This window comes from Paenibacillus sp. FSL K6-1230, from assembly GCF_038002385.1.
Classification (GTDB): Bacteria; Bacillota; Bacilli; order Paenibacillales; family Paenibacillaceae; genus Paenibacillus; species Paenibacillus massiliensis.
Genome location: NZ_JBBOCK010000001.1, coordinates 4,767,520 through 4,790,761, shown reverse-complemented (window position 1 = coordinate 4,790,761; position 23,242 = coordinate 4,767,520). Strand labels below are relative to the sequence as shown.

At 51.4% G+C, this 23,242-nt stretch carries 17 protein-coding genes; all 17 read left to right on the top strand.

Annotation, left to right across the window (positions count from 1 at the left end):
- Positions 1 to 46 precede the first annotated feature (46 nt).
- The 17 genes from iolC to crcB (MKX74_RS21010) all read left to right on the top strand — a co-directional run bounded on the left by iolC (position 47) and on the right by crcB (MKX74_RS21010) (position 23,196).
- Entirely contained in the window at positions 47 to 1,102 is a 1,056-nt protein-coding gene (gene iolC / locus MKX74_RS21090) for a 5-dehydro-2-deoxygluconokinase (protein ID WP_341179742.1), read from the top strand.
- A gap of 38 nt (positions 1,103 to 1,140) precedes the next feature.
- The gene (locus MKX74_RS21085; RefSeq protein ID WP_341179741.1) at positions 1,141 to 2,601 is read left to right on the top strand and encodes a CoA-acylating methylmalonate-semialdehyde dehydrogenase; all 1,461 of its coding nucleotides are present in this window, start codon (positions 1,141 to 1,143) and stop codon (positions 2,599 to 2,601) included.
- A gap of 98 nt (positions 2,602 to 2,699) precedes the next feature.
- Positions 2,700 to 4,682: a 3D-(3,5/4)-trihydroxycyclohexane-1,2-dione acylhydrolase (decyclizing) gene (gene iolD, locus MKX74_RS21080; protein WP_341180631.1), complete on the top strand. Its 1,983-nt coding sequence runs from the start codon at positions 2,700 to 2,702 to the stop codon at positions 4,680 to 4,682.
- A gap of 285 nt (positions 4,683 to 4,967) precedes the next feature.
- Positions 4,968 to 5,864, top strand: a complete 897-nt coding sequence (gene iolE, locus MKX74_RS21075; protein ID WP_133569289.1) for a myo-inosose-2 dehydratase — start codon at positions 4,968 to 4,970, stop codon at positions 5,862 to 5,864.
- A gap of 39 nt (positions 5,865 to 5,903) precedes the next feature.
- On the top strand, positions 5,904 to 7,040 hold the full coding sequence (locus MKX74_RS21070) for a glycoside hydrolase family 88/105 protein (protein ID WP_341180630.1): 1,137 nt from the start codon (positions 5,904 to 5,906) through the stop codon (positions 7,038 to 7,040).
- Positions 7,041 to 7,116: 76 nt separating this feature from the next.
- The gene (gene iolG, locus MKX74_RS21065) at positions 7,117 to 8,157 is read left to right on the top strand and encodes an inositol 2-dehydrogenase (protein ID WP_018887784.1); all 1,041 of its coding nucleotides are present in this window, start codon (positions 7,117 to 7,119) and stop codon (positions 8,155 to 8,157) included.
- Between the two features lie 58 nt (positions 8,158 to 8,215).
- Positions 8,216 to 9,040: a 5-deoxy-glucuronate isomerase gene (gene iolB / locus MKX74_RS21060; protein ID WP_341179740.1), complete on the top strand. Its 825-nt coding sequence runs from the start codon at positions 8,216 to 8,218 to the stop codon at positions 9,038 to 9,040.
- Positions 9,041 to 9,396: 356 nt separating this feature from the next.
- On the top strand, positions 9,397 to 11,679 hold the full coding sequence (locus MKX74_RS21055) for a helix-turn-helix domain-containing protein (protein ID WP_341179739.1): 2,283 nt from the start codon (positions 9,397 to 9,399) through the stop codon (positions 11,677 to 11,679).
- A 386-nt stretch (positions 11,680 to 12,065) separates the two neighbouring features.
- Positions 12,066 to 13,667, top strand: coding sequence for an extracellular solute-binding protein (locus MKX74_RS21050; protein WP_018887787.1), 1,602 nt, complete (start codon positions 12,066 to 12,068; stop codon positions 13,665 to 13,667).
- Between the two features lie 89 nt (positions 13,668 to 13,756).
- The gene (locus MKX74_RS21045) at positions 13,757 to 14,650 is read left to right on the top strand and encodes an ABC transporter permease (RefSeq protein WP_018887788.1); all 894 of its coding nucleotides are present in this window, start codon (positions 13,757 to 13,759) and stop codon (positions 14,648 to 14,650) included.
- A 73-nt stretch (positions 14,651 to 14,723) separates the two neighbouring features.
- On the top strand, positions 14,724 to 15,596 hold the full coding sequence (locus tag MKX74_RS21040; RefSeq protein ID WP_018887789.1) for a carbohydrate ABC transporter permease: 873 nt from the start codon (positions 14,724 to 14,726) through the stop codon (positions 15,594 to 15,596).
- A gap of 282 nt (positions 15,597 to 15,878) precedes the next feature.
- Positions 15,879 to 16,844, top strand: coding sequence for a sugar phosphate isomerase/epimerase family protein (locus MKX74_RS21035; RefSeq protein ID WP_341180629.1), 966 nt, complete (start codon positions 15,879 to 15,881; stop codon positions 16,842 to 16,844).
- Between the two features lie 41 nt (positions 16,845 to 16,885).
- Complete coding sequence (locus MKX74_RS21030) at positions 16,886 to 18,748, top strand: hypothetical protein (RefSeq protein ID WP_341179738.1); 1,863 nt, start codon at positions 16,886 to 16,888, stop codon at positions 18,746 to 18,748.
- Between the two features lie 561 nt (positions 18,749 to 19,309).
- A complete protein-coding gene (gene ggt / locus MKX74_RS21025; RefSeq protein WP_341179737.1) occupies positions 19,310 to 20,893 on the top strand; it encodes a gamma-glutamyltransferase in 1,584 nt (527 codons plus the stop codon).
- Between the two features lie 180 nt (positions 20,894 to 21,073).
- Positions 21,074 to 22,390, top strand: coding sequence for a replication-associated recombination protein A (locus tag MKX74_RS21020; protein WP_341180628.1), 1,317 nt, complete (start codon positions 21,074 to 21,076; stop codon positions 22,388 to 22,390).
- 15 nt (positions 22,391 to 22,405) lie between these two features.
- Entirely contained in the window at positions 22,406 to 22,828 is a 423-nt protein-coding gene (gene crcB, locus MKX74_RS21015) for a fluoride efflux transporter CrcB (RefSeq protein ID WP_341179736.1), read from the top strand.
- Positions 22,828 to 23,196 carry a fluoride efflux transporter CrcB gene (gene crcB / locus MKX74_RS21010; protein ID WP_341180627.1) on the top strand — a complete coding sequence of 123 codons (369 nt, stop codon included), beginning with the start codon at positions 22,828 to 22,830 and terminating at the stop codon, positions 23,194 to 23,196. Before crcB (MKX74_RS21015) ends, crcB (MKX74_RS21010) begins: the two co-directional genes overlap by 1 nt.
- The last annotated feature ends 46 nt before the right edge of the window (positions 23,197 to 23,242 follow it).

The window sequence follows — 23,242 nt, the reverse complement described above, 5'->3', positions numbered from 1 at the left end:
GATTCTTTAAGTAGCTAGTTGATTCTACCTTCAAGGAGGAAGCGCTATGAATGGAGAGGTATTACTTCACAATGGGCAGCCTGCATTTGATCCGGTACGACCGCTTGCTTTTGATGCTGCACGCCCGATAGACCTGGTATCCGTAGGCCGTCTCTGCATTGATCTGAATGCCAATGAGACAGGATGTCCCATGGAGGATACGATGACTTTTACGAAATATGTAGGAGGCTCCCCGGCGAACATTGCGATCGGCGCGGCAAGGCTAGGCTTGAAGAGTGGATTTATCGGCAAAATTGCTTCCGACCCGATGGGCCGCTTCATCCGGAGCTATCTGCAAGCGAACCACGTGGATGACAGTCAGGTTGTAGATGATCATACGGGAGCCGTAACTGGATTAGCCTTCACCGAAATCAAGAGCCCGCAGGAGTGTAGCATTTTGATGTATCGTGACAATGTTGCTGATCTGCTGCTGACTACGGCGGATATCTCCGAGGACTACATTCGCCAGACCAAAGCTTTGCTCATATCCGGAACCGCGCTCGCGAAGAGCCCATCCAGGGAAGCGGTATTTCTGGCACTTGAGCTGGCAGTCAAGCATGAAGTTACAGTGTTCTTTGATCTTGACTATCGCCCCTACACCTGGAAGTCGGATGCGGAGACTGCCATGTACTACAATCTAGCTGCCGAGAAATGCGACTGCATCATTGGTACACGGGAGGAATTCGATAGGATGGAGCAGTTGTTCAATGAAGCGGCATCGGATGATAAGGTGACAGCCGAACGCTGGTTCGGGCATCGGGCGAGGCTGGTCGTCATCAAGCATGGTGGCAGTGGCTCCATCGCTTACACGTCAGATGGACAGTCACACCGTAGCGGGATCTTCCGCACGAAGGTACTGAAGACATTCGGAGCTGGTGACTCCTATGCGTCAGCCTTCATTTACGGACTCATGACAGGCGAGACAGTTGGAGAGGCCATGAAGCGTGGCAGTGCATCAGCCTCAATCGTCATTTCACGGCATAGCTGCTCGGATGCCATGCCTACGCTGGAAGAGCTGAACACTTTTCTGCAGGAGAATGAGGAGATAACAGAGCTGGTGTGATCCTATATAACCAATACACGAACCGGAGGAGAGAGGACATGGAGAAGCAGGGAGTAGAGGTGCTCAGGAATTATATCAATGGACAATGGGTGCAAGCAGAGGCATCGCAGACCGAAACCATATTCAACCCCGCTACCGGAGAAGTACTGGGAGAAGTGCCCTTATCTACGCGGGAGGAGCTGGATCGCGCCGTAGCAGCAGCGAAGGAAGCATTCACAGGCTGGTCCAGCACACCGGTGCCACGTCGCGCTCGCATCATGTTCAAGTACCAGCAGCTACTGGTAGAGCATTGGGAGGAGCTGGCCCGGCTGATTACGCTGGAGAATGGTAAAAGCTACAACGAAGCCTATGGTGAGGTACAGCGCGGGATTGAATGTGTGGAATTCGCTGCCGGAGCCCCGACATTAATGATGGGCAGACAGCTGCCGGACATTGCTACAGGTATTGAATCCGGAATGTACCGGTATCCAGTAGGCGTCGTGGGGGGAATTACCCCGTTTAATTTCCCGATGATGGTACCCTGCTGGATGTTCCCGCTTGCGATCGCTTGTGGCAATACCTTCGTGCTGAAGCCCTCTGAGCGTACTCCGCTGCTGGCAGCAAGACTTGTAGAGCTGCTGGAGGAAGCGGGCTTGCCTGCAGGGGTATTCAATCTCATCAACGGGGCAAAGGATGTCGTGAATGGCCTGCTGGAGCACCCGGATGTGAAGGCGATTTCCTTCGTCGGCTCGCAGCCTGTAGCTGAGTATGTGTATCAAAAAGGCACATCTCATGCGAAGCGTGTACAGGCGCTTGGCGGAGCCAAAAATCACTCCATCGTCCTGCAGGATGCAGATCTGGAAGCGACGGCTACCCAGATCGTCAACGCAGCCTTCGGTTCGGCTGGTGAGCGTTGTATGGCGTGCTCCGTCGTGACGGTGCAGGAGGAAGTGGCCGACAAGCTGCTGGAGTTACTGCTGCAGGCCTGTGACAATATGACGATTGGCAACGGTCTGCATGAGGACACCTTCCTCGGCCCGGTAATTCGCCAAAGCCATAAAGACAGAACCCTCTCCTATATTGAGCAAGGTGTAGCAGAAGGAGCGAGATTGCTGCGCGATGGGCGCAAGGATCAGGCCGTGGCAGGGGACGGATATTTTGTCGGCCCAACGATTTTTGACGAGGTTACGCAACAGATGAAGATTTGGCAGGAAGAGGTGTTTGCTCCTGTACTGTCGATCATCCGGGTCAAAGGCTTAGAGGAGGCCGTGGATATTTCCAATGCCTCACGCTTTGCGAACGGGGCGTGTATCTTCACGAATGACGGCGGCAAGGTTCGTTATTTTCGTGAGAATATAGAGGCTGGTATGCTGGGTGTGAACGTGGGTGTTCCCGCACCGATGGCCTTCTTCCCGTTCTCTGGCTGGAAGGACTCCTTCTACGGCGACCTCCATGCAAATGGCACGGATGGCGTGGAATTCTATACTCGCAAGAAGATGGTTACGGCTCGCTGGCAGTAAGATGAAGCAGTGTTAGATGGCCATTGATAGCTTGATAGCCTGATGGATTGCTGGCTAGGAATCACTTAATGCAAATTCGGATGAAAGGCGGTAGTTCCTTGGATACGATTCGATTGACAACAGCGCAGGCATTGGTCAGATTTTTGAACAACCAATATGTTGAGACGGATCAGGGACATACACAGACGAATGAAGCTGCTCAGCAGCATGCTGCGCATGAGGACGGGGCCGAACGCTTTGTAAAAGGAGTGTTCACTGTGTTTGGCCACGGCAATGTGCTGGGACTCGGTCAGGCACTGGAGAGCGCCCCGGGAGACCTGACGGTCTACCAGGGAAGGAATGAGCAGGGAATGGTGCATGCCGCCGTGGCCTTTGCCAAGCAGAGTCGACGCCGTCAGATTATGGCCTGTACAGCCTCGGTCGGTCCGGGCTCCGCGAACATGGTGACGGCGGCGGCTACAGCTACCGCGAATCAGATTCCCGTGCTGTTGCTACCTGGGGACACCTTCGCGACTAGACAGCCCGATCCGGTGCTTCAGCAGATGGAGCATACCCATAGTCTGGCTATATCCGTTAATGATGCGTTCAAGGCGGTCAGTAAATATTGGGACCGTGTCTCGCGTCCGGAGCAGCTTATGTCAGCCATGCTGAATGCGATGCGAGTGCTGACAGACCCGGCTGATACCGGTGCAGTGACCATTGCACTACCGCAGGATGTACAGGGTGAAGCCTGGGATTTCCCGGTGGAGTTCTTCCGTAAACGAGTACACCGAATTGAGCGACGACAGCCGCATCCGCGTGACATCCTCGCTGCTGCCGAATTGATATCGACGAAGCACAAGCCCCTGATTATCTGCGGTGGAGGGGTACGGTACTCCAATGCAGGTCAGGAGCTGAAAGACTTTGCTGAGGCCTTCGACATTCCGTTCGGTGAGACGCAAGCCGGAAAAAGTGCGGTAGAGAGCAGTCATGCGTATAACCTTGGTGGTATAGGCGTGACAGGGAATGCTGCTGCTAATACGTTGGCAGCCGAAGCGGATCTGATTATCGGAGTGGGCACACGCTTCACGGATTTCACTACGGGCTCGAAGAGTCTGTTCCGTCATCCAGAAGTAGAATTCCTTACGATCAATGCCTCGGCATTCCATGCCTCGAAGCTGGATGCGCTGCCTGTTGTTAGTGATGCAGCAGAAGGGCTTCGTGCCCTGAAGACGGTACTGGAGGTGCAGAGCTATCGCTCGGGTTACGGAGAAGAAATTGCCAAGGCGAAGGCTGAATGGCAGCAAGAACGGCAGCGACTTGCCAGCACAGATTATTCGTCGGGCAGCTTCGTACCTGAAGTGGCTGGTCATCTGGATCACGAGCTTGTGGAATATGCAGAGGCACTAGGTACGACATTGACACAGACCTGCGTGCTGGCTGTAGTGAATGAACAAATCCCGCAGGATGCGATCGTTATTGGCGCGGCAGGAAGTCTGCCTGGGGATATGCAGCGCATGTGGGAGGCGACCATAGCGGATACGTATCACATGGAATATGGCTTCTCCTGTATGGGCTATGAGATTGCCGGGGCATTGGGAATCAAGCTGGCACAGCCGGATCGAGAGGTCTATGCGCTGGTGGGCGACGGCAGCTATCAGATGCTGCATTCGGAGCTGGTGACGAGTCTGCAGGAACGCCGCAAAATCAATATTGTGCTCTTGGATAATGCAGGCTTTGGCTGCATCAACAATTTGCAAATGGAGAACGGGATGGGGAGCATAGGCACCGAGTTCCGTTACCGCAGTGACAGTGGCAAGCTGAATGGTAGCGTCATGGCAATTGATTATGCGACTAGTGCTGCGGGCTACGGTGCAGTAACCTATCGGGTTACCAGCATAAGTGAACTGGAGGCAGCTCTTGCAGATGCGCGTAAGCAGACCGTATCCACGCTCCTTGATATCAAGGTGCTGCCGAAGACCATGACACACGGCTATGGAGCATGGTGGCATGTCGGTACAGCTGCTGAATCCGATAGCAAGGCAATCCAGGATGCCCATTCTCGACGAGAGGAAGGTCTGAAGCAGGCACGCCGTTACTAAAGCCTCGTTCGAATTTAATGTCGGTAGAATGACCTCGTGAGCATCATCATTAGTGGAAAGCGGGGAAGTCTTAGAGAAACGAGGTGCTCGTCTTTAAACTTGCGGTTCTACTAATCATCTTAGATCAAAGAACAGCAAGCTTAACAACGGTCGGCAGGGCTCTCCGCTTGCAGCGGCTTATACGCAAATTTAATTTGACCTCGCTAATGCAATAACGGATCTGATTTTAGGTGGAATAGTCTGCTCAGGCAAGCTCACCCTATAATATAGAAGGGACAGAAGACGATGTTCAAAGCACATGCAGTCAAGCTGGCGATTGCTCCAATCGCCTGGACGAATGATGATATGCCGGAGCTTGGTGGAGAACATACCTTTGAGCAATGTATCAGCGAGATGGCGCTTGCTGGGTATCAGGGCAGTGAGGTCGGCAACAAGTATCCACGTGATCCGGCCATCCTGCGCCGTGCTCTGGAGCTCCGCAAGCTGGAGATTGCCAGTGCCTGGTTCAGCAGCTATCTGACAACTCACCCCTTTGAGGAGACAGCCGAGGCGTTCAAGGCACATCGTGATTTCTTACATGCTATGGGGGCCAAGGTCATCGTCGTATCTGAACAAGGTGGCAGTATACAGGGGCAGATAGAGACACCCTTGTTCGCGAATAAGCCTGTTTTTACAGATGCGGAATGGGTGTTGCTGACAGAAGGACTGGGACGTCTTGGTAGACTGGCACGTGAAAAGGACATGACAATTGTGTATCATCATCATATGGGCACCGGCGTTCAGACAGGGACGGAAATCTCACGGCTGATGGAGATGACTGATCCCCAGGAGGTATCGCTGTTGTTCGATACAGGCCATCTGGCTTTCTCGGGAGAAGATCCGTTGGACATTTTGCGGCGCCATCTGGGGCGCATTCGGCATGTACATTTGAAGGATATACGACCGAATGTGGTGGAGCGTGTGAAGCAGGACGGACTAAGCTTCCTGCAGGCAGTCAAGGCAGGGGCTTTCACGGTACCTGGCGATGGTTGCATTACCTTTCCACCGATCTTCGCGGCACTCGCCGCTTCGGAGTATGCAGGCTGGTTCGTCGTAGAAGCAGAGCAGGACCCGGCACTCGCCGATCCGCTCGAATATGCACAGAAGGCACGGGCATTCATCCGGGAGCACAGTGGTTTGTAAGCGGTAACAATATTGTGCAGGAAGAATACTAGCAAAGTGATGGTGAGACGGATGATGGCGAAGGAGAAGAACACGTTGGAACGAAGTGAACTGATCGACAAGCTGAATCGGGTCATGCAAAAGTTAATGAATCTGGAGCGGCCTAACAATGAGGATGAGCTACAGCAGCTGGGATCGGACGCAGCACGGCGCGGCTATTTTGCCCGCGATTTCGGGATGGAGGAATGGGACTGGCCACAAGGCGTAGGTCTATATGGCCTGAACAAGATTGGGCAGTATTTTGAGGATGACCGATTTGCTGCCTATGCGCTGCCTTGGATGGAGAAGCATTTCGCCCAAGGCTTGCCAGGTCGCAATATTAATACGACTGCCCCTCTGCTCTCTCTGATGGATCTGGATCAGGCGGAGCAGCTAAGCAAGGAATGGATAGCCTGGCTAATACAGGAGCTCCCGCGAACCGAGGAGGATGGCTATCAGCATGTGACCTCTGGTGCAACAGCTCACGATGTGACACTCCATGAGAACGAACTCTGGATCGACACACTCTTCATGGCTGTTCTGTTCACGGCGAAGATGGGGGTGAAGTATGACAATGCAGCCTGGAGACAAGAGTCACTTCATCAATTGCTTCTTCACATTAAATATTTGTACGACAAGAACACAGGCTTGTTCTATCATGGATGGCACTTCACCGGGCGACATAATTTCAGTGAAGCCTTCTGGTGCCGTGGTAACAGCTGGTTCGCACTCGGATTGCCAGAGTATATAGAACTCATGCAGCCATATTTGGATGAAGGGGTGCTGAAATACCTGCAACAGACGCTGCGTTCCCAGATGGATGCTCTGCTTGCTCTACAGCATGAGGATGGGTTATGGCATACGCTACTCGATGATCCAGACAGCTATACCGAGACCTCGGGCTCGGCTGCAATTGCTGCGGGACTGCTGTACAGTGTGCGCAAGGGACTATTGCCTGCCTCCTATGCAGATCAAGCTGTGAAGGCCGTTAGAGCCGTATTGGCACGGATTCGCGAGGATGGTACCGTGGAAGGAGTATCTGGAGGTACCGGGATCGGGAAGAAGAAGGAGGATTACAAGGATATTATCCTTGGGCCGATGGCATATGGTCAGGCTTTGACGATTGTGCTGCTGGGTGAAGCGTTATATTGCTGTTGAAGCACCGTGCGAACTGCTGATGTCATGATATTGTGCCTATAGTGGTTGGCGATACATCGGGGAGGTTAATGGAGCGATGACGAGTAGAATCGGAGTAGGTATCATTGGTGCTGGGCGAATTGGCAGGCTGCATGCAGATCATTTGTTACGTTTGCCAGCATTTTCTTTGAAAGCGATTGCGGAGGCGTGGATCACAGAGGAATTGCAGACATGGGCAGAGGCCAGAGGGATTCAGGAGTTGCATCGCGATGGTGATGTATTGTTGAATGATCCCGACATTGCGGCCATCTTTATTTGTACGCCCACCGATACACATGCAGAATGGATCAAGAAGGCAGCCAGAGCAGGCAAGCATATCTTTTGTGAAAAGCCGATCAGTCTCTCCCATACAGAGAGTGCGGAGGCATTACGGATTGCAGCGGAGGCTGGAGTGAAGCTACAGGTAGGCTTCAATCGCCGCATGGACCCGAGCTTTCGTCGATTGAAGCAGCTGGTGGATGCCGGAGAGCTGGGCCAGCCGCATGTACTCAAGATTACGTCACGTGATCCCCAGCCACCAAGCGAGGCCTATGTCAGCTCATCAGGGGGGATGTTCATGGATATGACGATCCATGATTTTGATATGGCACGTTATATCATGGGTGAGGAAGTGACTGAGGTGTATGTGCGCGGTGCGAACCTCATTGATCCTATGTTCGCGCGCCACGGTGATGTGGACACTGCGATCATTACACTTACTTTTGCCAATGGAAGCATCGGTGTGATTGATAACAGTCGTCAGGCTGTATATGGCTATGATCAGCGTGTGGAGGTGTTCGGCTCTCAGGGAGCCGCAGCAGCAGACAATTGTCGCCCGACTACGGTGGAGCTGTCAACGGCTGCCTCCGTCATACGTGATCAGCCGCTGCATTTCTTCCTGGAGCGCTATCAGCAGGCCTATATTGATGAGGTTATGGCTTTTGCCGATGCCATCCTGCATGACCAGTCCATCATATGCTCAGGTCTGGATGGCATTCAGGCGGAGCGGATCGCAGCGGCGGCCAAGGAATCACATCGTCTGGGCCTTCCTGTGAAGCTGCCTGTGCTTGATCTTGCAGCAGCGCCTCCGATGTCTTGACGGAGAAGGATATCTACACCAACCAACCTACACCAACCAACCGAGGAGGATCATGCACATGTCACGATTGATGGTTAAGGCTACGGAGCCGAATCAGGATGGACGTATTCTGGCTGTAAGCCCAGAGAGCGCTGGTTGGCAATATGTCGGCTTTGAAGTATACCAGTTGCAGATTGGTGCGAGCCTGTCGCGGATGACAGAGGGACATGAAGCCTGTCTTGTATTGTTATCTGGCATAGCTGATATACAGGCGGCAGGTAGAACATTTGAGGCTATCGGCAAGCGTATGTCCGTATTCGAAGGTATCCCTCCATACTCCGTCTATGTACCAGCAGGAGCCAGCTATGAGATCATAGCGCATACCCCTGTAGAGCTAGCCGTATGTCTTGCTCCTGCCAAAGGCAAATACGAAGCGAGACTGATTACTCCCGCCGACACAGGGGTGGAGGAACGCGGTAGCGGAAGCATGTCACGGCAGGTCGTAAATATCCTTCCAGAGCAGAAAGAGGCTGAGAGCCTGCTGGTCGTTGAGGTGTATACACGAGGCGGGAACTGGTCCAGCTACCCGCCGCACAAGCATGATCGTGACAACCTGCCACAGGAGTCCTATCTGGAGGAGACCTACTATCACCGGATAAATCCAGCCCAGGGCTTCATCGTGCAGCGGGTATATAACGATGACAGGACACTGGATGAGACGATGGCTGTGACGGATGGTAGTGTTGTTCTGGTGCCAGAGGGATATCACCCGGTGTCTGCTCCGCCAGGCTATGATTCCTATTATCTCAATGTCATGGCTGGTCCGACACGGACATGGGTGTTCCATAATGATCCGGCTCATGAATGGTTATTCGCGGCTCCGGTGAAGAAGGACCAAAGCTAGCTTAGCGGAGATATCTAGCCGGATTGATGTTCGTTACCGATATCACCGTATCGCAACTCCAAGTCAAACAACAAGAGGCCACATTAGGCTAAATTAGGCTGCATGGGGTTGCATTACGCAGAAGCACTTGAAGCAATGATCTGAAGACGCCCTGGTCATCCTGTAGGGGCGTCTTTTGCTGGTCTTGCACGAGTAAAAGCAGTGATCCGAGTTGTTACGCGACTGCCTGTGTCCTGTGGGCTTATGGTATACTATAGCCATACTAATTGAACCTACAAGACGGAACAGCGTTACACACGAGTCCAGCCCCAAAGGCATGTCGAACAGAGGAAAAGCAGACCCGCAACCGACTTGCAATGACGGCGAGGAGTGAGGAGTGGTATCTATTGTCTCGTACCTGGTACAACCGATTATTGGTATCATATTTCCCTATTTTTTTGCTTACGGTGACTATACTCATTTTTATCGCTTTTGTGTTCGTTAATGATATTTCTAGATCCGAGACCAAGAAGGCAGATCGAATTTCCTCCAGTTATTTAGTGGATAGCGTGGATCGCACGATTCGGGATATTGAATTGTCGGTGCTGGAGGCAGTAGAGGGAAACCAAGCCTACAAGCGGTATTTCAACCGTAATGTACGCTCAGGCCGAGAGGCTGAATATGCCATTGCGCAGAGCTTGCGTGAAATGACGAACTCCTCCTCCTACATCCAATCCATTTATTTATATGACAAGAAAAATGAAAGCGTTTTAACATCGAGCGGTTTGAGAGATGTTGAGACCTTCTCCGATAAGGTATGGATTGACCGTATTCTATCCGGATCACTCGCCCCAGGCTGGCAGCCTGTTCGCGAATTTAATCCGGGCTTTGTGCAGCGCACGCCTGTGCGGGTATTGACGGTGAACAAAGAGATGCCGCTGCCCTTCGGTACCGATGGTGTGCTGGTGATTAATGTGAAGATGAGCAGTATTGAGCAGAGTATCGACAGCATGGTCAATGGCCAACTGTCATTTATGACCATTCTCGATCGTGAAGGCCAGCTCGTGTATCACGCACATGCAGATCAGGCGGGAGCAGCAAGTGGACAAAAGCTGAATACCTTGAAGCTGGATCGACTGGGCTGGACTCTTGTAAGCGGTATAAAGGCGGGGAATCTATTTGGCTGGGTGTCAGTGATCTCCTACCTATGGGTGGTTATTGCGATTGCGACGGTAGTGATCGCCATTATCTACATCGTCTACATCACACGTCGCAATTACAAGCCGATCCAGATTATTATGAACCGGATCGAGGCGCATCAGATTCGAACCATGGAGCAATCCGGCTCCCGTATGGATGAGATGAAGCTGATTGATGGTGTACTGGAGAATCTGATCAACCATATGATGGACTATGACAAAAAGAGCAGGGAGAATCTGCTGTTACAGCGGAGCAAGCTATTCCATGATCTGCTACGTGGCGAACGGTTGGAGCAGGCCGCTGAGCGGCTGCGAGAGATATCGCCACTCACGGATATGGATGAGCAACCCAGTTTTGCTGTCGTGGTCAGTGAAATCAATCGTTATGAGCAGGTATTCCAGGATAAGTACAGCCGAGGGGATCAGAATACGCTGAAGTTCGCACTGATGAACGTTCTGCAGGAGCTCTCTCGCAATGCGAGGCTGCAATGCTGGGCGGAGTGGGTCAGCGCGGACCAGATTGCGATTATCTTCATGTCCTCCGACAGCAGTATTGACATGACAAAGCAGCTTCGCACGGTTGCGGAGGAATGCCGTACCTGGGTGGAGCAGAATCTTCGCATCTCGCTCAGCTTCGGGGTGGGTCCGCTTGCCGAAGGCATTGGTTTCATTAGGGAATCCTATATGGCAGCGGAAGCCGTGCTTCACCGCAAGCTGTTGATGAACGGTGATGTCATTCTGGCTGAAAGCAGCGATACACATCAGCAGTTGCTAGAGACGTATACGTATTTACAAATGATTGCGGAGTTCGTCAAGCGCTTCCGTATGTCTAGCGGTCAGTGGCGAGAGCAGCTGGAGGAGATTTTCGCGGCGTTCGAGCGTAATCTGCTGTCAGATGAGGATATTCGCTCCTTCATGCAAGCATTGCTGCAAATGCTGAGCCGGGAAGTAGCCGTGATGTCCGAGCAACTCCAGGAGGAGCTGTCTGAAGAGAACAACAGTGAACGGCTGAAGCGTGTGGAGGCAGCAGAGACTTTGGCCGATGTCAAAAGTCTGCTGTTCGATGAACTGACAGACCTGTTCCGCATCTATGTATCCGTCAGTGAGACGAAGAGCTACAAAGCGATGGTTAACGAGATGAAGAGCTACATTGAGGAGCAGTTCGCTAATCCAGACCTGTCTCTGAAGCATCTGAGCGACCGATTCCAAGTCTCTGGCAAGCATGCGAGCTATTTGTTCAAGACCGAATTCAATATGAAATTTGTGGACTTCGTGACCACACTGCGGATGAAGGAGGCCGAGAAGCTTCTCCTGAATACAGACCAAGCCCTGCAGGATATTGCCATACAGGTAGGGTATGCGAATGCGATCAGCTTTGGGCGCGTGTTCAAACGAATTATAGGTATGACGCCAGGGGATTACCGGCGTTCGAAACGGGATGCTCCGATGGCCGATTCGTGAAATGTCGGTATAAAGACGTTTATTTTTGATGCATATTGGGTCAATATTGAGGCGCATGTTATGCAGGCACACTCCATTAGGAGGGAGAGCCAGCAGGCATGCGTCTTGTTGCGTAATTGTCCGAAATAACTGGATATGAAAGCGGTTTATTGACATCCGATTTCAGTTTGTTATCACCGAGAATGGTTGGTGTAACGAAGTCACTGCAAGCCGTGTCTAATCCTATAGCAGAGCAAGCTGAACCTTAATTACCTTGTCATAAACCATAGATCGGATGAATGCCTCAGTCCTTGTTCCGAAACAGGTTTATTGTCAATGAAAGTGTCTATGTGGAATACTCAGAGCAAGCTTCGATCATTCACGCAAAGGCAAAGGAGATGACACGAATGACACTGAAAGCAACCAAAGGGAGTCTGAAGAAATGGGTAGGATTGGCACTTACCATGGTCATGGGAGTGTCCTTGCTGGCAGGCTGCTCATCCGCTTCCAATGAAGGTGCGGGCGATGGCAACGCTTCGAATGGAGAACGCGTCACCTTGAAAGTAGAAATATTTGATCGCGGTAACAGTCCTTCGCCCCACACGATTACCAATAACTATTTATCGAAGCTGGTGCAGGAACGATTCGGTGATCCGAACAACATTGATGTACAGTTTGTACCGATTCAGCGCTCCGAGGAAGTTACGAAGCTGAACGTTCTGATGGCCAGTAATACCGATGTTCCCGACATTGTTTTTGTATACGATTCCAGTGTCTTCTACCGTTATGCCCAGCAGGGGGGGCTGACAGATGTCGGAGAGCTGCTGGATCAACATGGACCTAATCTCAAGAAATTCCTTGGCGAAGATACGCTGAAGTTCGGACAGGTTGAGGGTCAGCAATTCGCTATTCCGGGCAAACGTGCCATTACAGGCCGTTATAGCTCTTATATTCGTCAGGACTGGCTGGATAAGGTGGGATTGCCGGCTCCAACGACGACAGAAGAGCTATACACAACTTTGAAAGCGTTTAAAGACAAAGACCCAGGTCAGCTTGGCAGCCGAAATATACCTATGGGCATGACATTGGCACCAGCTCAGTTCGAGCCTCTGATTTTCTCATTCATCAAGCCAATAAACGGTGATTATGCTTACCCTCAGCGCTATGAGCTGCCATTGCATGACGGCTTCAAGGATTCCTTGAAGTTCATGAACAAGCTCTACAATGAAGGGCTGATGAGCAAGGACTTCAGTCTGGATGAAGACAAGACACAACTGGCTAAGGACATTCAGAATGGCAATACAGGCTTCTGGTCAGAGGATGTGGATGCCATGTTCTACGCGGAAGGAACGATTGATAACTTGACCAAAAATGTGGCGGATAGCAAGGTGCTCCCTATCGATGCTTACACAAATCCGAATGTAGACAACAAGCATATCAAGTCCCGCTATGCCTCCAATGGCTTGTATATCATGATTCCAAAGAGCAGCAAACGTGCTGTGGAAGCTATCAAGTACCTGGACTGGATGGCGTCAGACAACAATCTCATCGACATCTACAGTGGTGTTGAGGGCGAAAATTATGACATGGTGGACGGGATCCCAGTTGTAAAAGCGGATGCATCCCAGGAGGCCATTGACCGTCTGTTCAATGCAGGTGATCTCGCAATCATCTCCAACGGCAAAAATATCGGAGATCAGGCCACGAATGAAAAAGCATGGATTATGGGCTTCCCTGAACGTAATCAGGAGCTGTTGAGACAATCTATTGATATTGCAAACACGGATACAGTAGGTCCTCTTGTCTTCGACAAGCCGATTCAGGCGGAGCTGAAGTACAGTACTGCGCTTAAGGATAAGGTCAACGTCATTATTGTCAAAGCAACGATGGCTAAGCCTGAGCAATTTGAAGAGGTATATGAGCGTGAAATGAGTGATTATATGGCTCTGGGCGGTGCAGATCTGAAGAAGGAGCTTGATGAGGCCGTTCAGGGGCTATCCACAAAATAAAAGAGAGTGCTGTATCCATACAGAGGAGCGTGTGCCGTCAGCCATCGTGGGGCGGCACCACGTGTCTTCGCAGATAGGAGGAGAACGGTGTGACATACTTTAGACGGTATTGGCAATTGTACGCGCTGCTGTCGCTGCCCTTGATTTACTTTCTGATTTTCCGTTATGGACCGATGTATGGTGTGCAGATTGCCTTCAAGGATTTTAATCTGTTTCAGGGGATTAATGGCAGTGAGTGGATCGGTTTGGATGCCTTCCGTGAGGTCTTCGCCATGCGGGACTTCTATACGACTTTGCGTAATACATTTATGCTGAATTTTCTTGATCTGCTGGTGTCGTTCCCGGCTCCTATTATCTTGGCGATCATGCTATATGAAATCCGTTTTAAATGGTTCAAGAGCGTGTCGCAGACGATTCTGTACATTCCCCACTTCATTTCCTGGGTGATCATCGGCGGGATTGTGTATCAATTGTTCGGTAATCAGTCCGGTATGGTGAACGGTGTGCTGGAGAGCATAGGACTCCATTCGATTCCTTTCTTGACGGAGAAGAATCCATGGCTTGTGACCTATCTGTTCACAGGTGTCTGGCAAAGTGCGGGATGGGGAACCATTCTGTATCTGGCAGCACTGACCGGTGTCAACAAGGAGCTGTTCGAAGCGGCTGAGGTCGATGGAGCAACACGGATGAAGAAAATCTGGCATATTACGTTGCCAAGCATCAAGCCTACCATTGTAACTCTCTTGATATTAAATCTGGGTAAAATGGTCAGCATCGGCTTTGATCGTCCTTATATTATCGGTAATACGGCTGTACGAGAATACTCAGATGTACTTAGTACCTTCGTGTACCGGGTCGGTCTGGAATCAGGGCAATACACGCTGGCTACGGTTGTAGGCCTGTTCCAGGCTGTGGTAGGGCTAATATTTGTACTTGGCTCTAACTATATTTCGAAAAAGGCGACCGGAGAGGGGATCTTGTAAAACACAGTAGGCAAGTGAGGTCAACAGGTCTATCGACAAATATGCAAAGCATGAGTAAAGGAGTTGTGCGCGTATGAGTGAACGTACCTCTAACCGGATTTTTGATATCGTCAACATTACCTTTGTAGCCTTGTTCGTCTTGTTCTGTCTGGCTCCCTTCCTGCACACCATTGCCATCTCATTCAGCTCCAACCGGGCGATTACCTCGGGTGAGGTGAGGCTGCTTCCCAGGGATTTTAATTGGGATGCCTACGTAAAGGTGTTCTCTGATCAATCCATGATCTATTCGCTGGGATACACGGTAGTTCTGACAATCGTTACCACGGTGCTATGTATGGTGTTCACGATTGCTGCCGGGTATCCGTTAACTAAGAAAAAGCTGAAGGGCCGCAAGCTCTTCATGTACGTCATCATTATAACGATGTTCTTCAGCGGCGGTATCATTCCTGAATATCTACTGATTCGTGACCTGCATATGCTCAATACAGTGTGGTCTTTGATTTTGCCGGGGCTCGTCAGTCCCTTTAATCTAATCATTCTGATCTCCTTCTTCAATAGCATTCCCGAAAGTCTGGAGGAGTCTGCGGAGATTGATGGCAGCTCGCATTTCTACACACTGTTGAAAATTATCCTGCCGCTGTCCATGCCGGTAATGGCTACACTTGCGCTGTTCTATGCTGTTGGCCGCTGGAACGGCTTCCAGGATTCACTTATGTACATTAACGAGCCTCAGTTGTACCCGCTCCAGCTTAAGCTGTTCCAGATGGTACAGAACAACATGGTCAGCGAGCTGACGCAAATGGAGGGTGCGAACAGAACGAGGTTACCAGCAGAAAGCCTTAAGGCGGCTACCGTGGTATTCGCAACCGTGCCCATTCTGCTCGTCTATCCATGGCTGCAAAGATATTTTGTCAGCGGGGCCATGCTGGGTGCGGTCAAAGGCTGAGTTACAGGAACATACCGTAGTCAAAACAGACTCAAAGACATAGTAATGGGCATATCTCCTTAGGCAAAGCCTTGTATGCTGGGTCAATGACTCCTACAATGAGACATAAACAATTGGCTGAAACTGAGTCTAAGCTAGTGACAAGGCGTTCAAGCATAGTCAGAAGAAAGTAGCTGAGCGCCTCTAGAAAGCAATGTATATAGAACGAAAAAGGAAGCGAAGCGCATGCAGGATAAGCTAAGTACCACAAATGCAATCACTGAGCAAGGTACTAATGCAGGTATGAGTCCTGCTAAGGACCAAGGCTGGCTAGACAAAGGGGAATTCTCATTCTCCACCTGCTGGAATATCAAGCGTCATCCTGTTGGCTCAGACATGATTCGTGAGATAGCCGAACTTGGTTTTCGCCGAATCGAGCTTAATTACAATGTTACCAGAGACATGCTGACGACCATTGAACCAATGATTGAGCGTGGGGAGATCGGCATTTCCAGTGTGCATAATACCTTTCCACATGTAGCTGACCCGGACTATGGGACCGATTCTGAATTGCTTGGCTTTCAGGATGAGGACCGACGTAAGCGGGCCATCGATCTGCTCATAGGCTCAGCTGAGTATGCTCACCGTTATGGTGGCGAAGCCGTCGTCGTGCATCCAGGTGAGGTACCCATTCCGGTGAATGTCAGCCAGGAGCTGGCGCAGCTGTATAACGAGAAGGGCAAGGATTCCACGGCTTATCGGCTCAAATGGGAGGAGTTCCTGGAGCAGCGAGAAGCTCTTAGCTCTGGTTATGTACAGACGATCATTCACAGTCTCGATGAGGTATGTAGTCGAGTTGCGGCCAAAGGATGGAACGTGCGCTTTGGTATTGAGACCCGCTCCAGACCACAGCAGATTCCAACGTTGGCTGAGGCCAAGACGATCATTCAAGCTCTGAAGGGGGCTCAGGTAGGCATCTGGTACGATACTGGGCATGCCATTATGATGGACCGCCTTGGTCTGTACGATAGCGTAAGTGAGATGGAGGGACTGATGGACGACATCGTGGGTGTCCACATCCACGAGACGCTCGGTCTGTCCGACCATTGGTGTCCATACATCCACAGTCAGGATATGAACTTCTATGACGCTTATTTACCGATGATACAGCGGTCTCAAGTGAAGGTGTATGAGCTGAAGGCTGCTTGTACACCGGAAGATATTCATGAAAGTCATCGCTTGCTGGTCGCCAAGCTGGAGAGGCTATAAGCATACTTGCGCAGCAAATGTAGCTTGGGAGGGAAGCGTATATGTACAAGCAACTGGTGATCAGCAATGACAAAGCGGTTGAGAGAGGAATAACCCGGCAGGTGTTGGATCCTGAGAGCCGTTACTATGGTGGAACGATTGATCCGGCGACGGGAGTGGCCTGGGTTAATCACACCACTGGAACACCAACCGAGATGTGCTACTGGGGAGCAGCGCTGGTTAACCCGGATTCAGCATATTACCGGGATGCAGAGCTGCTGAAGCGGCTGTGCCTGGCCAGCGAGTATGTACTGCGTGCCCAGCATGAGGATGGCTCCATCTCTCCTGGTTGGACCAATTATCATTCCCCGCCGGATACAGCCTTTGTCGTCGTGGGATATGCCCAGCTATATCAGCTCCTGCTGCAAGAGGAATGGGAGGATATGCAGCCTGTAACGAATAATATGAGACTCTTCCTGGAGCGGACCATACCTGTCCTCCTGACTGGAGGCTGCCATACTCCGAATCATCGCTGGGTGCTCTGTGCAGCGCTTGGATTCCTGTATCAGCTGTTCGGGTGGAAGGAGGCAGCTCAGCGTGCGGAGCAGTGGTTGGCTGAAGGAATGGATATTACACCTGACGGGGAATGGACGGAACGAAGCAATGGCATTTACAGTGCCGTCAGTGATATCATGCTTATTCATGCTGCACGTTTGCTGGATCGTCCTGACCTGATGGAGCCCGTAAGGCTCAACCTTCGGATGATGGTGTACTTGGTTCATCCGAGTGGTGAGATCGTTACGGATTACTCAGGCCGTCAGGATCTGGGGCATATGCATAATCTGGCGCCTTACTATTTGCCGTATGCGATCTTGGCGAGGCTCGACAGTGATCCACTATTCGCCGGGATGGCTGAATGGGCAGGGCAATCACTGAGAGATCCTGGCGTAAGCTCCGTCAATGCGCTCGTACGTCTACTGCTGGAACCGGAACTACAGGAAGCTGGCGGTACAAGGGAGGAGTTAAATGTAGCTGACGCAAAGATTGACGGCCAAGGCATGGAGGATAAGGCAGAGATAGAAGGTACGGAGGATAAGGCAGGGGCAGAAGGCACGGCTGCAACTGTTCAAAATGGAAGGGCGCTACTGCCTACTCAATATGATATTGTGCTGAATGAATGGTTCAAGCGAGCTGACTATCTGGAACAGATGGATGCAGTTGGGCATCACGGACATATCTATCATAGCCGGCTTCACACGGATTTTGGCGCACCTGTAGCGCGGTTCCGGGATGGTGTAACGAGCGTAACCGTAATGACGGAGGTTCCCTCATTCTTTGCGCTTCGGCATGGAGAAGTGCGCTTGCTGGCTGTACAGCTAGCATCCTATTTCAATCCTGGCTATGTCCCTATGCAGCAGTTGGACCGTATAGCTGAAGGCTATCGTCTGGTTGGGCAGCAGAAGAAGGGATATTATGGTCCAGTTTCTGCCGAGCTATTGCCAGATACATCACATACATCTATCAGTCCATGGTATTTGCTGCCGCATCAGAGCCGCCAGCTTACGCATGAACAGACATTCAAGGTCGAGGCCAAGACGCAGCGAACGGAGACAGGCTGGATATTGCACGTGGCGGCATGTGAGCCTCAGGAGGTCATGGTGCAGCTGTCGTTCGTATTTGGTGATGAGGGTCATCTGTCTGGGGGAGAACTGCACCAGACCGCGGAGGGGCATTACTTGTGGAAGGGCGGCACACTTCGCTATTCATGTGGGGATGACTGGATCGAGCTCTGCGGCGGCGAGCTTGGTCATCTGGCTACGACAGTGCGTGAGGCCAAGCTGCCTGAGCAATGCAAGGTGGTGCTGGTCAACCTTATGACACCATTCGAGAAGACAGTTGAAATCAAGCTCTCTCCATCGCTGTAGGCTGGCTTGGATAAGGCGCCCTAACTAGTCACCAAGGGCTAAGTTATGGAGCTTAAGAATATGACTCTTTACTCACATTAGTTATGATCAAATTCCTAGGCATATATAATTTCGGTGCTAGATAGATCAGTTCATGGTGGCATGACGTATATGGTGGATGGACAACTATTGGCAGACCTCAGAAATACCCGCTAGCCTAGTGGCTGAGCGGGTATCTTTTTGCTTATTTATCTATAAGCTTATTTATTTATTTATTTATTTTCAATGCACCAATGTATCTGTACATCTATATATACCTATGTATAACGCATCTACACATCAATGCACAAATGATCAATGCAATAATGTATCAATGCAATAATGTATCTTTGGGTATCTGTCGCAGACAATACACTTTCTATTCCGCATAGAAGTGGATGAATAGTAGTTGTCGCTCACAAATGTTCGGCGAATGGTTAGTCACGGATCCCAAAGTTCTCAGAATATATTTACACCAGATGTATTTGTGCTTACAACAGTAAGAAGAATGTAGACGGAGTAGTGAGGGAGGATGTGGGACTTATGAAAACAGCACCTATAATAGGCACGCAGACAATGGTGGTCAGTCCACATTACCTGGCAAGCGCAGCTGGTGCACGCATATTGGAGCAAGGGGGCAACGCTTTTGATGCCGCAGTGGCGGTAAGTGCTTGTCTTGCGGTAGTGTATCCGCACATGACGAGTGTCGGTGGGGACGCCTTTTGGCTCACTTATAGCACCCACGAGGGCCGTGTTCGGGCGTACAATGCCAGTGGCCGCTCAGGCGGGCAGGTCTCTGCTGCCTGCTTCAGTGGTGAAGCGGCTATTCCTCAGCGGGGCGCACGCAGTGCCCTAACGGTTCCCGGGATGGTTGATGGCTGGGATGCCGTGTTGCGCGAATATGGCTCCATGACATTATTAGAGGTGCTGCAGCCTGCGATCCAGTATGCTACGGAGGGGTTTCCGTTATCGCCAGACCAGCATAACCATACGAGAGAGCGAATGGAGGTGCTGCAGTCACAGCCACAGACGGCTGCGATCTATCTTCCAGGGGGCAAGGTACCTTCGATCGGTAGTCGCTTTGTGCAGTCAGCGTTGGGAAGCAGTCTACAGCAGATTGCAGAGCAGGGACGGGATGCCTTCTATACAGGTTCCATTGGACAGGACATTGTGCGCTCGCTGGCAGAGCAGGGTGGAATGTTGACATTAGAAGATTTTACGGCACATGCAGGAGAATGGGTGGAGCCCTTGCGTGGAAGCTATCGTGGGCTGGATATTTATCAGGCTCCTCCTAACTCACAGGGCTTTGCGGGAATTATGGCACTTCAAATTCTGGAGAATGTTGAGCTTGGGCACATTCCACATGGCTCCTATGAGTACTATCATCTGCTGGTAGAAGCGCTCAAGCTGAGCTTTCAGGATCGCAACCGCTATTTGACTGATCCCGACTTTGCTGCAATTCCACTGGAGCGATTACTCTCTAAGATGTATGCGATGGAGCTGGCGTCCTCGATTGATATGGAGCGTGCCTTGTCTATGGATAGTCAACCTGTAGGCAGTGATACAGCCTATGCGGCAGTCGTCGATGCAGAAGGAAATGCTGTCTCCTTCATTCAAAGTCTGTATTTCGAATTTGGATCGGCGGTAGTTGGCGGAAATACCGGAATTCTGCTCCAAAACCGCGGCTCCTTCTTCTCGCTGGATAACACGCATGTGAACAGATTGGAGCCGAATAAACGAACGTTTCATACACTCATGCCTGCTATGGCCTGTCGTCAGGGACGGCCTTATATTCTGTACGGTACACAAGGCGGAGAAGGCCAGCCGCAGACGCAGACAGCGCTCCTGACCCGTATCGTGGATTATGGTCTGGACCCGCAGACAGCGATAGATGCACCACGCTGGGTATGGGGCAGAACATGGGGGGAAGCAACGCAGGAGCTGAGGCTGGAAGGTCGCATATCTGCGGATGTGGCGCATCGTCTGCAACAGGCTGGGCATAGCGTCCGAATGATGGAGGATTACGCTGGAGCAGCTGGGCATGCGCATGCGATTGTCATTGATGAGCATGGCTTCCGGCTTGGAGGAACAGATCCTCGTTGTGACGGCGCAGCTATAGGGTGGTAAGGAAGACTTTCGCGAATACAGTTTTTCTTCTGGGATCGTCATCAATAGCTTTTTTCATAAGATAATAGAATTTATATATCGTACAGCTAGGACAGCTTCTTCCTATGGAATGAGGCAGGACGTTTCAACGGGAGCGGGGTGTGGTATGATGAAGGGAATCAGGTAAGGAAGTGATGAATGATGGATTTATTCTCTTATCAACAGGATGCTCAGCCACAGGGGCGCTTGCTCGCTGATCGGATGCGGCCAGAGCAGCTTGATGAATATATCGGGCAAGAGCATATTATTGGGCCAGGCAAGCTGCTGCGCAGGGCGATTGAGGCCGATCAGGTGTCGTCGATTCTGCTGTACGGTCCTCCAGGCTGCGGGAAGACAACGCTGGCTCACATCATATCGCGGCATACACAAGGACAATTCGTGCGGCTCAATGCTGTCGATGCCTCTGTGAAGGATGTACGTGAGGTAATTGAGCAGGCGCACAGCAACAAAGCGTTGTACGGAACCAAGACAATCCTGTTCCTGGACGAGGTTCATCGCTTCAACAGCTCCCGTCAGGATGCACTGCTACCAGCTGTGGAGAAAGGAACGATCACCTTCATAGGCGCAACTACCGAGAACCCGTTTCATTATGTAAACGGGGCCTTGATGAGCCGTTCTACACTGTTCCAGCTGGAGTCGCTGAACAAGGAGCATTCCTTGCTGGCGATGAGACGAGCCTTGCTGGATCAGGACAAGGGGCTGGGCTTCATGCAGCTTAGCACGGACGAGGAGGCCCTTGTGCACATTGCTACCATGGCGAATGGGGATATCAGGCGAGCACTGAATGCGCTAGAGCTGGCAGCGATGACCACTCCACCAGAGCAGGATGGTACGGTTCATATTACACTTGCAGTGGCGGAGGAATCCATTCGTCGCCCGATTGTGAGGGCAGATGAGTCGACGCAGTACGATGTACTGTCTGCTTTTCACAAAAGTATTCGCGGCTCCAGTGACGCAGCTCTATTCTGGTTCTTGTACGCCGTCGAAAAGCTGGGCATGGACCCAATGACGTTCATACGGCGTCTGATTGCGGCCAGCAGTGAGGATATCGGGCTCGCGAACCCGCAGGCGATGGTACAGGCGGTCAGTGCACTGGATGCCTATCGAAACAACGGGTGGCCCGAGGCCAAGCTGAACATTGCACAAGCCATCCTGTTCGCCGTCGAAAGTCCAAAGTCGAATGCCGTCTATACGGCTATTTCCAATGCCATGAGTGCCATGGACGAGGTCAGATCAGCCGAGGTACCGCTTCACCTACGTGATACGCACTATAAAGGTGCTGAGAAGCTGGGGCATCAGGGGTATCAATACCCGCATAATTATCCAAATCATTATGTGAAGCAGCAATATCTGCCCGACTCGCTTGCTGGTAGGAGCTTCTACGCCGCGACAGAACAGGGAAATGAGAATAAAATCAAGCAAAACCAGCAGTGGCGCCGTGGCCAGGACCAATCCTAGAGGAGTGTCGAACGAATGAAGGATATAGTGTATCTGGGGATGGGTGGCTGGTTAGGAGCCTGGGCGCGTTATGGACTACAGTTGGCTATTCCACAGCCAGAGAACGGGTTCCCGGCAGCGGTACTGACGATTAATCTTGTGGGCTGCCTGTTCCTCGGCTGGTTCTTCACGGTAGCCCTGCGTTCCTCCAGAATCACTCCCCGAGTAAGATTGATGATTGGAACTGGGTTCACCGGAGCCTTTACGACCTTTTCTACCTTCGCGGTGGATATCCTTCATCTCTTCATGCTTGGACAAATTATAGAGCCACTAGTATATATGCTAACCAGTCTGGTCGGAGGGATAGTGCTGGCCTGGTTTGGTATTCGCCTAGGTATGTACATGAATAAACGGCTGATGCTGCGTGATGGCTCCTCCAGAAAAGGAGAGGGCGTATGATGCTGCTGTGGATCGGCCTGGGAGGCGTTGTGGGGGCAATTTGCCGTTACCGCCTTGGATTATGGGCGGGTAGCCGCTGGGGAACGTCATTTCCCTGGGGAACCTTCCTCATTAATATCAGTGGCTCTGCTCTGCTGGGAATGCTATTCATGCTGCATGAGACTGCTGCGTTGTCGTCGGTTCTGTGGGGGCTACTCGGTATTGGCTTTTGCGGAGCATATACGACATTTTCTACGTTCGGCTATGAGACTATACAGCTGCTAGATAAAGGACAGTACGCGCGTGCAGTCCTCTATGTGATCGGTTCGACAGTGCTGGCTGTAGCTACCGCCGGATTGGGCATGCTATGCATGTGGAGCCTGAGCTGAATCGAAAGAAAAGCTGTAGCGGAGAAGTAGTTTGAATGACGCTACG

Bases quoted from the DNA above. Each gene is read 5' to 3' on its own strand.
- iolC (WP_341179742.1), top strand. From the start codon at position 47: ATGAATGGAGAGGTATTACTTCACAATGGGCAGCCTGCATTTGATCCG.
- MKX74_RS21085 (WP_341179741.1), top strand. From the start codon at position 1,141: ATGGAGAAGCAGGGAGTAGAGGTGCTCAGGAATTATATCAATGGACAA.
- iolE (WP_133569289.1), top strand. From the start codon at position 4,968: ATGTTCAAAGCACATGCAGTCAAGCTGGCGATTGCTCCAATCGCCTGG.
- MKX74_RS21070 (WP_341180630.1), top strand. From the start codon at position 5,904: ATGGTGAGACGGATGATGGCGAAGGAGAAGAACACGTTGGAACGAAGT.
- iolG (WP_018887784.1), top strand. From the start codon at position 7,117: ATGACGAGTAGAATCGGAGTAGGTATCATTGGTGCTGGGCGAATTGGC.
- iolB (WP_341179740.1), top strand. From the start codon at position 8,216: ATGTCACGATTGATGGTTAAGGCTACGGAGCCGAATCAGGATGGACGT.
- MKX74_RS21055 (WP_341179739.1), top strand. From the start codon at position 9,397: ATGACGGCGAGGAGTGAGGAGTGGTATCTATTGTCTCGTACCTGGTAC.
- MKX74_RS21050 (WP_018887787.1), top strand. From the start codon at position 12,066: ATGACACTGAAAGCAACCAAAGGGAGTCTGAAGAAATGGGTAGGATTG.
- MKX74_RS21040 (WP_018887789.1), top strand. From the start codon at position 14,724: ATGAGTGAACGTACCTCTAACCGGATTTTTGATATCGTCAACATTACC.
- MKX74_RS21035 (WP_341180629.1), top strand. From the start codon at position 15,879: ATGAGTCCTGCTAAGGACCAAGGCTGGCTAGACAAAGGGGAATTCTCA.
- MKX74_RS21030 (WP_341179738.1), top strand. From the start codon at position 16,886: ATGTACAAGCAACTGGTGATCAGCAATGACAAAGCGGTTGAGAGAGGA.
- ggt (WP_341179737.1), top strand. From the start codon at position 19,310: ATGAAAACAGCACCTATAATAGGCACGCAGACAATGGTGGTCAGTCCA.
- MKX74_RS21020 (WP_341180628.1), top strand. From the start codon at position 21,074: ATGGATTTATTCTCTTATCAACAGGATGCTCAGCCACAGGGGCGCTTG.
- crcB (WP_341179736.1), top strand. From the start codon at position 22,406: ATGAAGGATATAGTGTATCTGGGGATGGGTGGCTGGTTAGGAGCCTGG.
- crcB (WP_341180627.1), top strand. From the start codon at position 22,828: ATGCTGCTGTGGATCGGCCTGGGAGGCGTTGTGGGGGCAATTTGCCGT.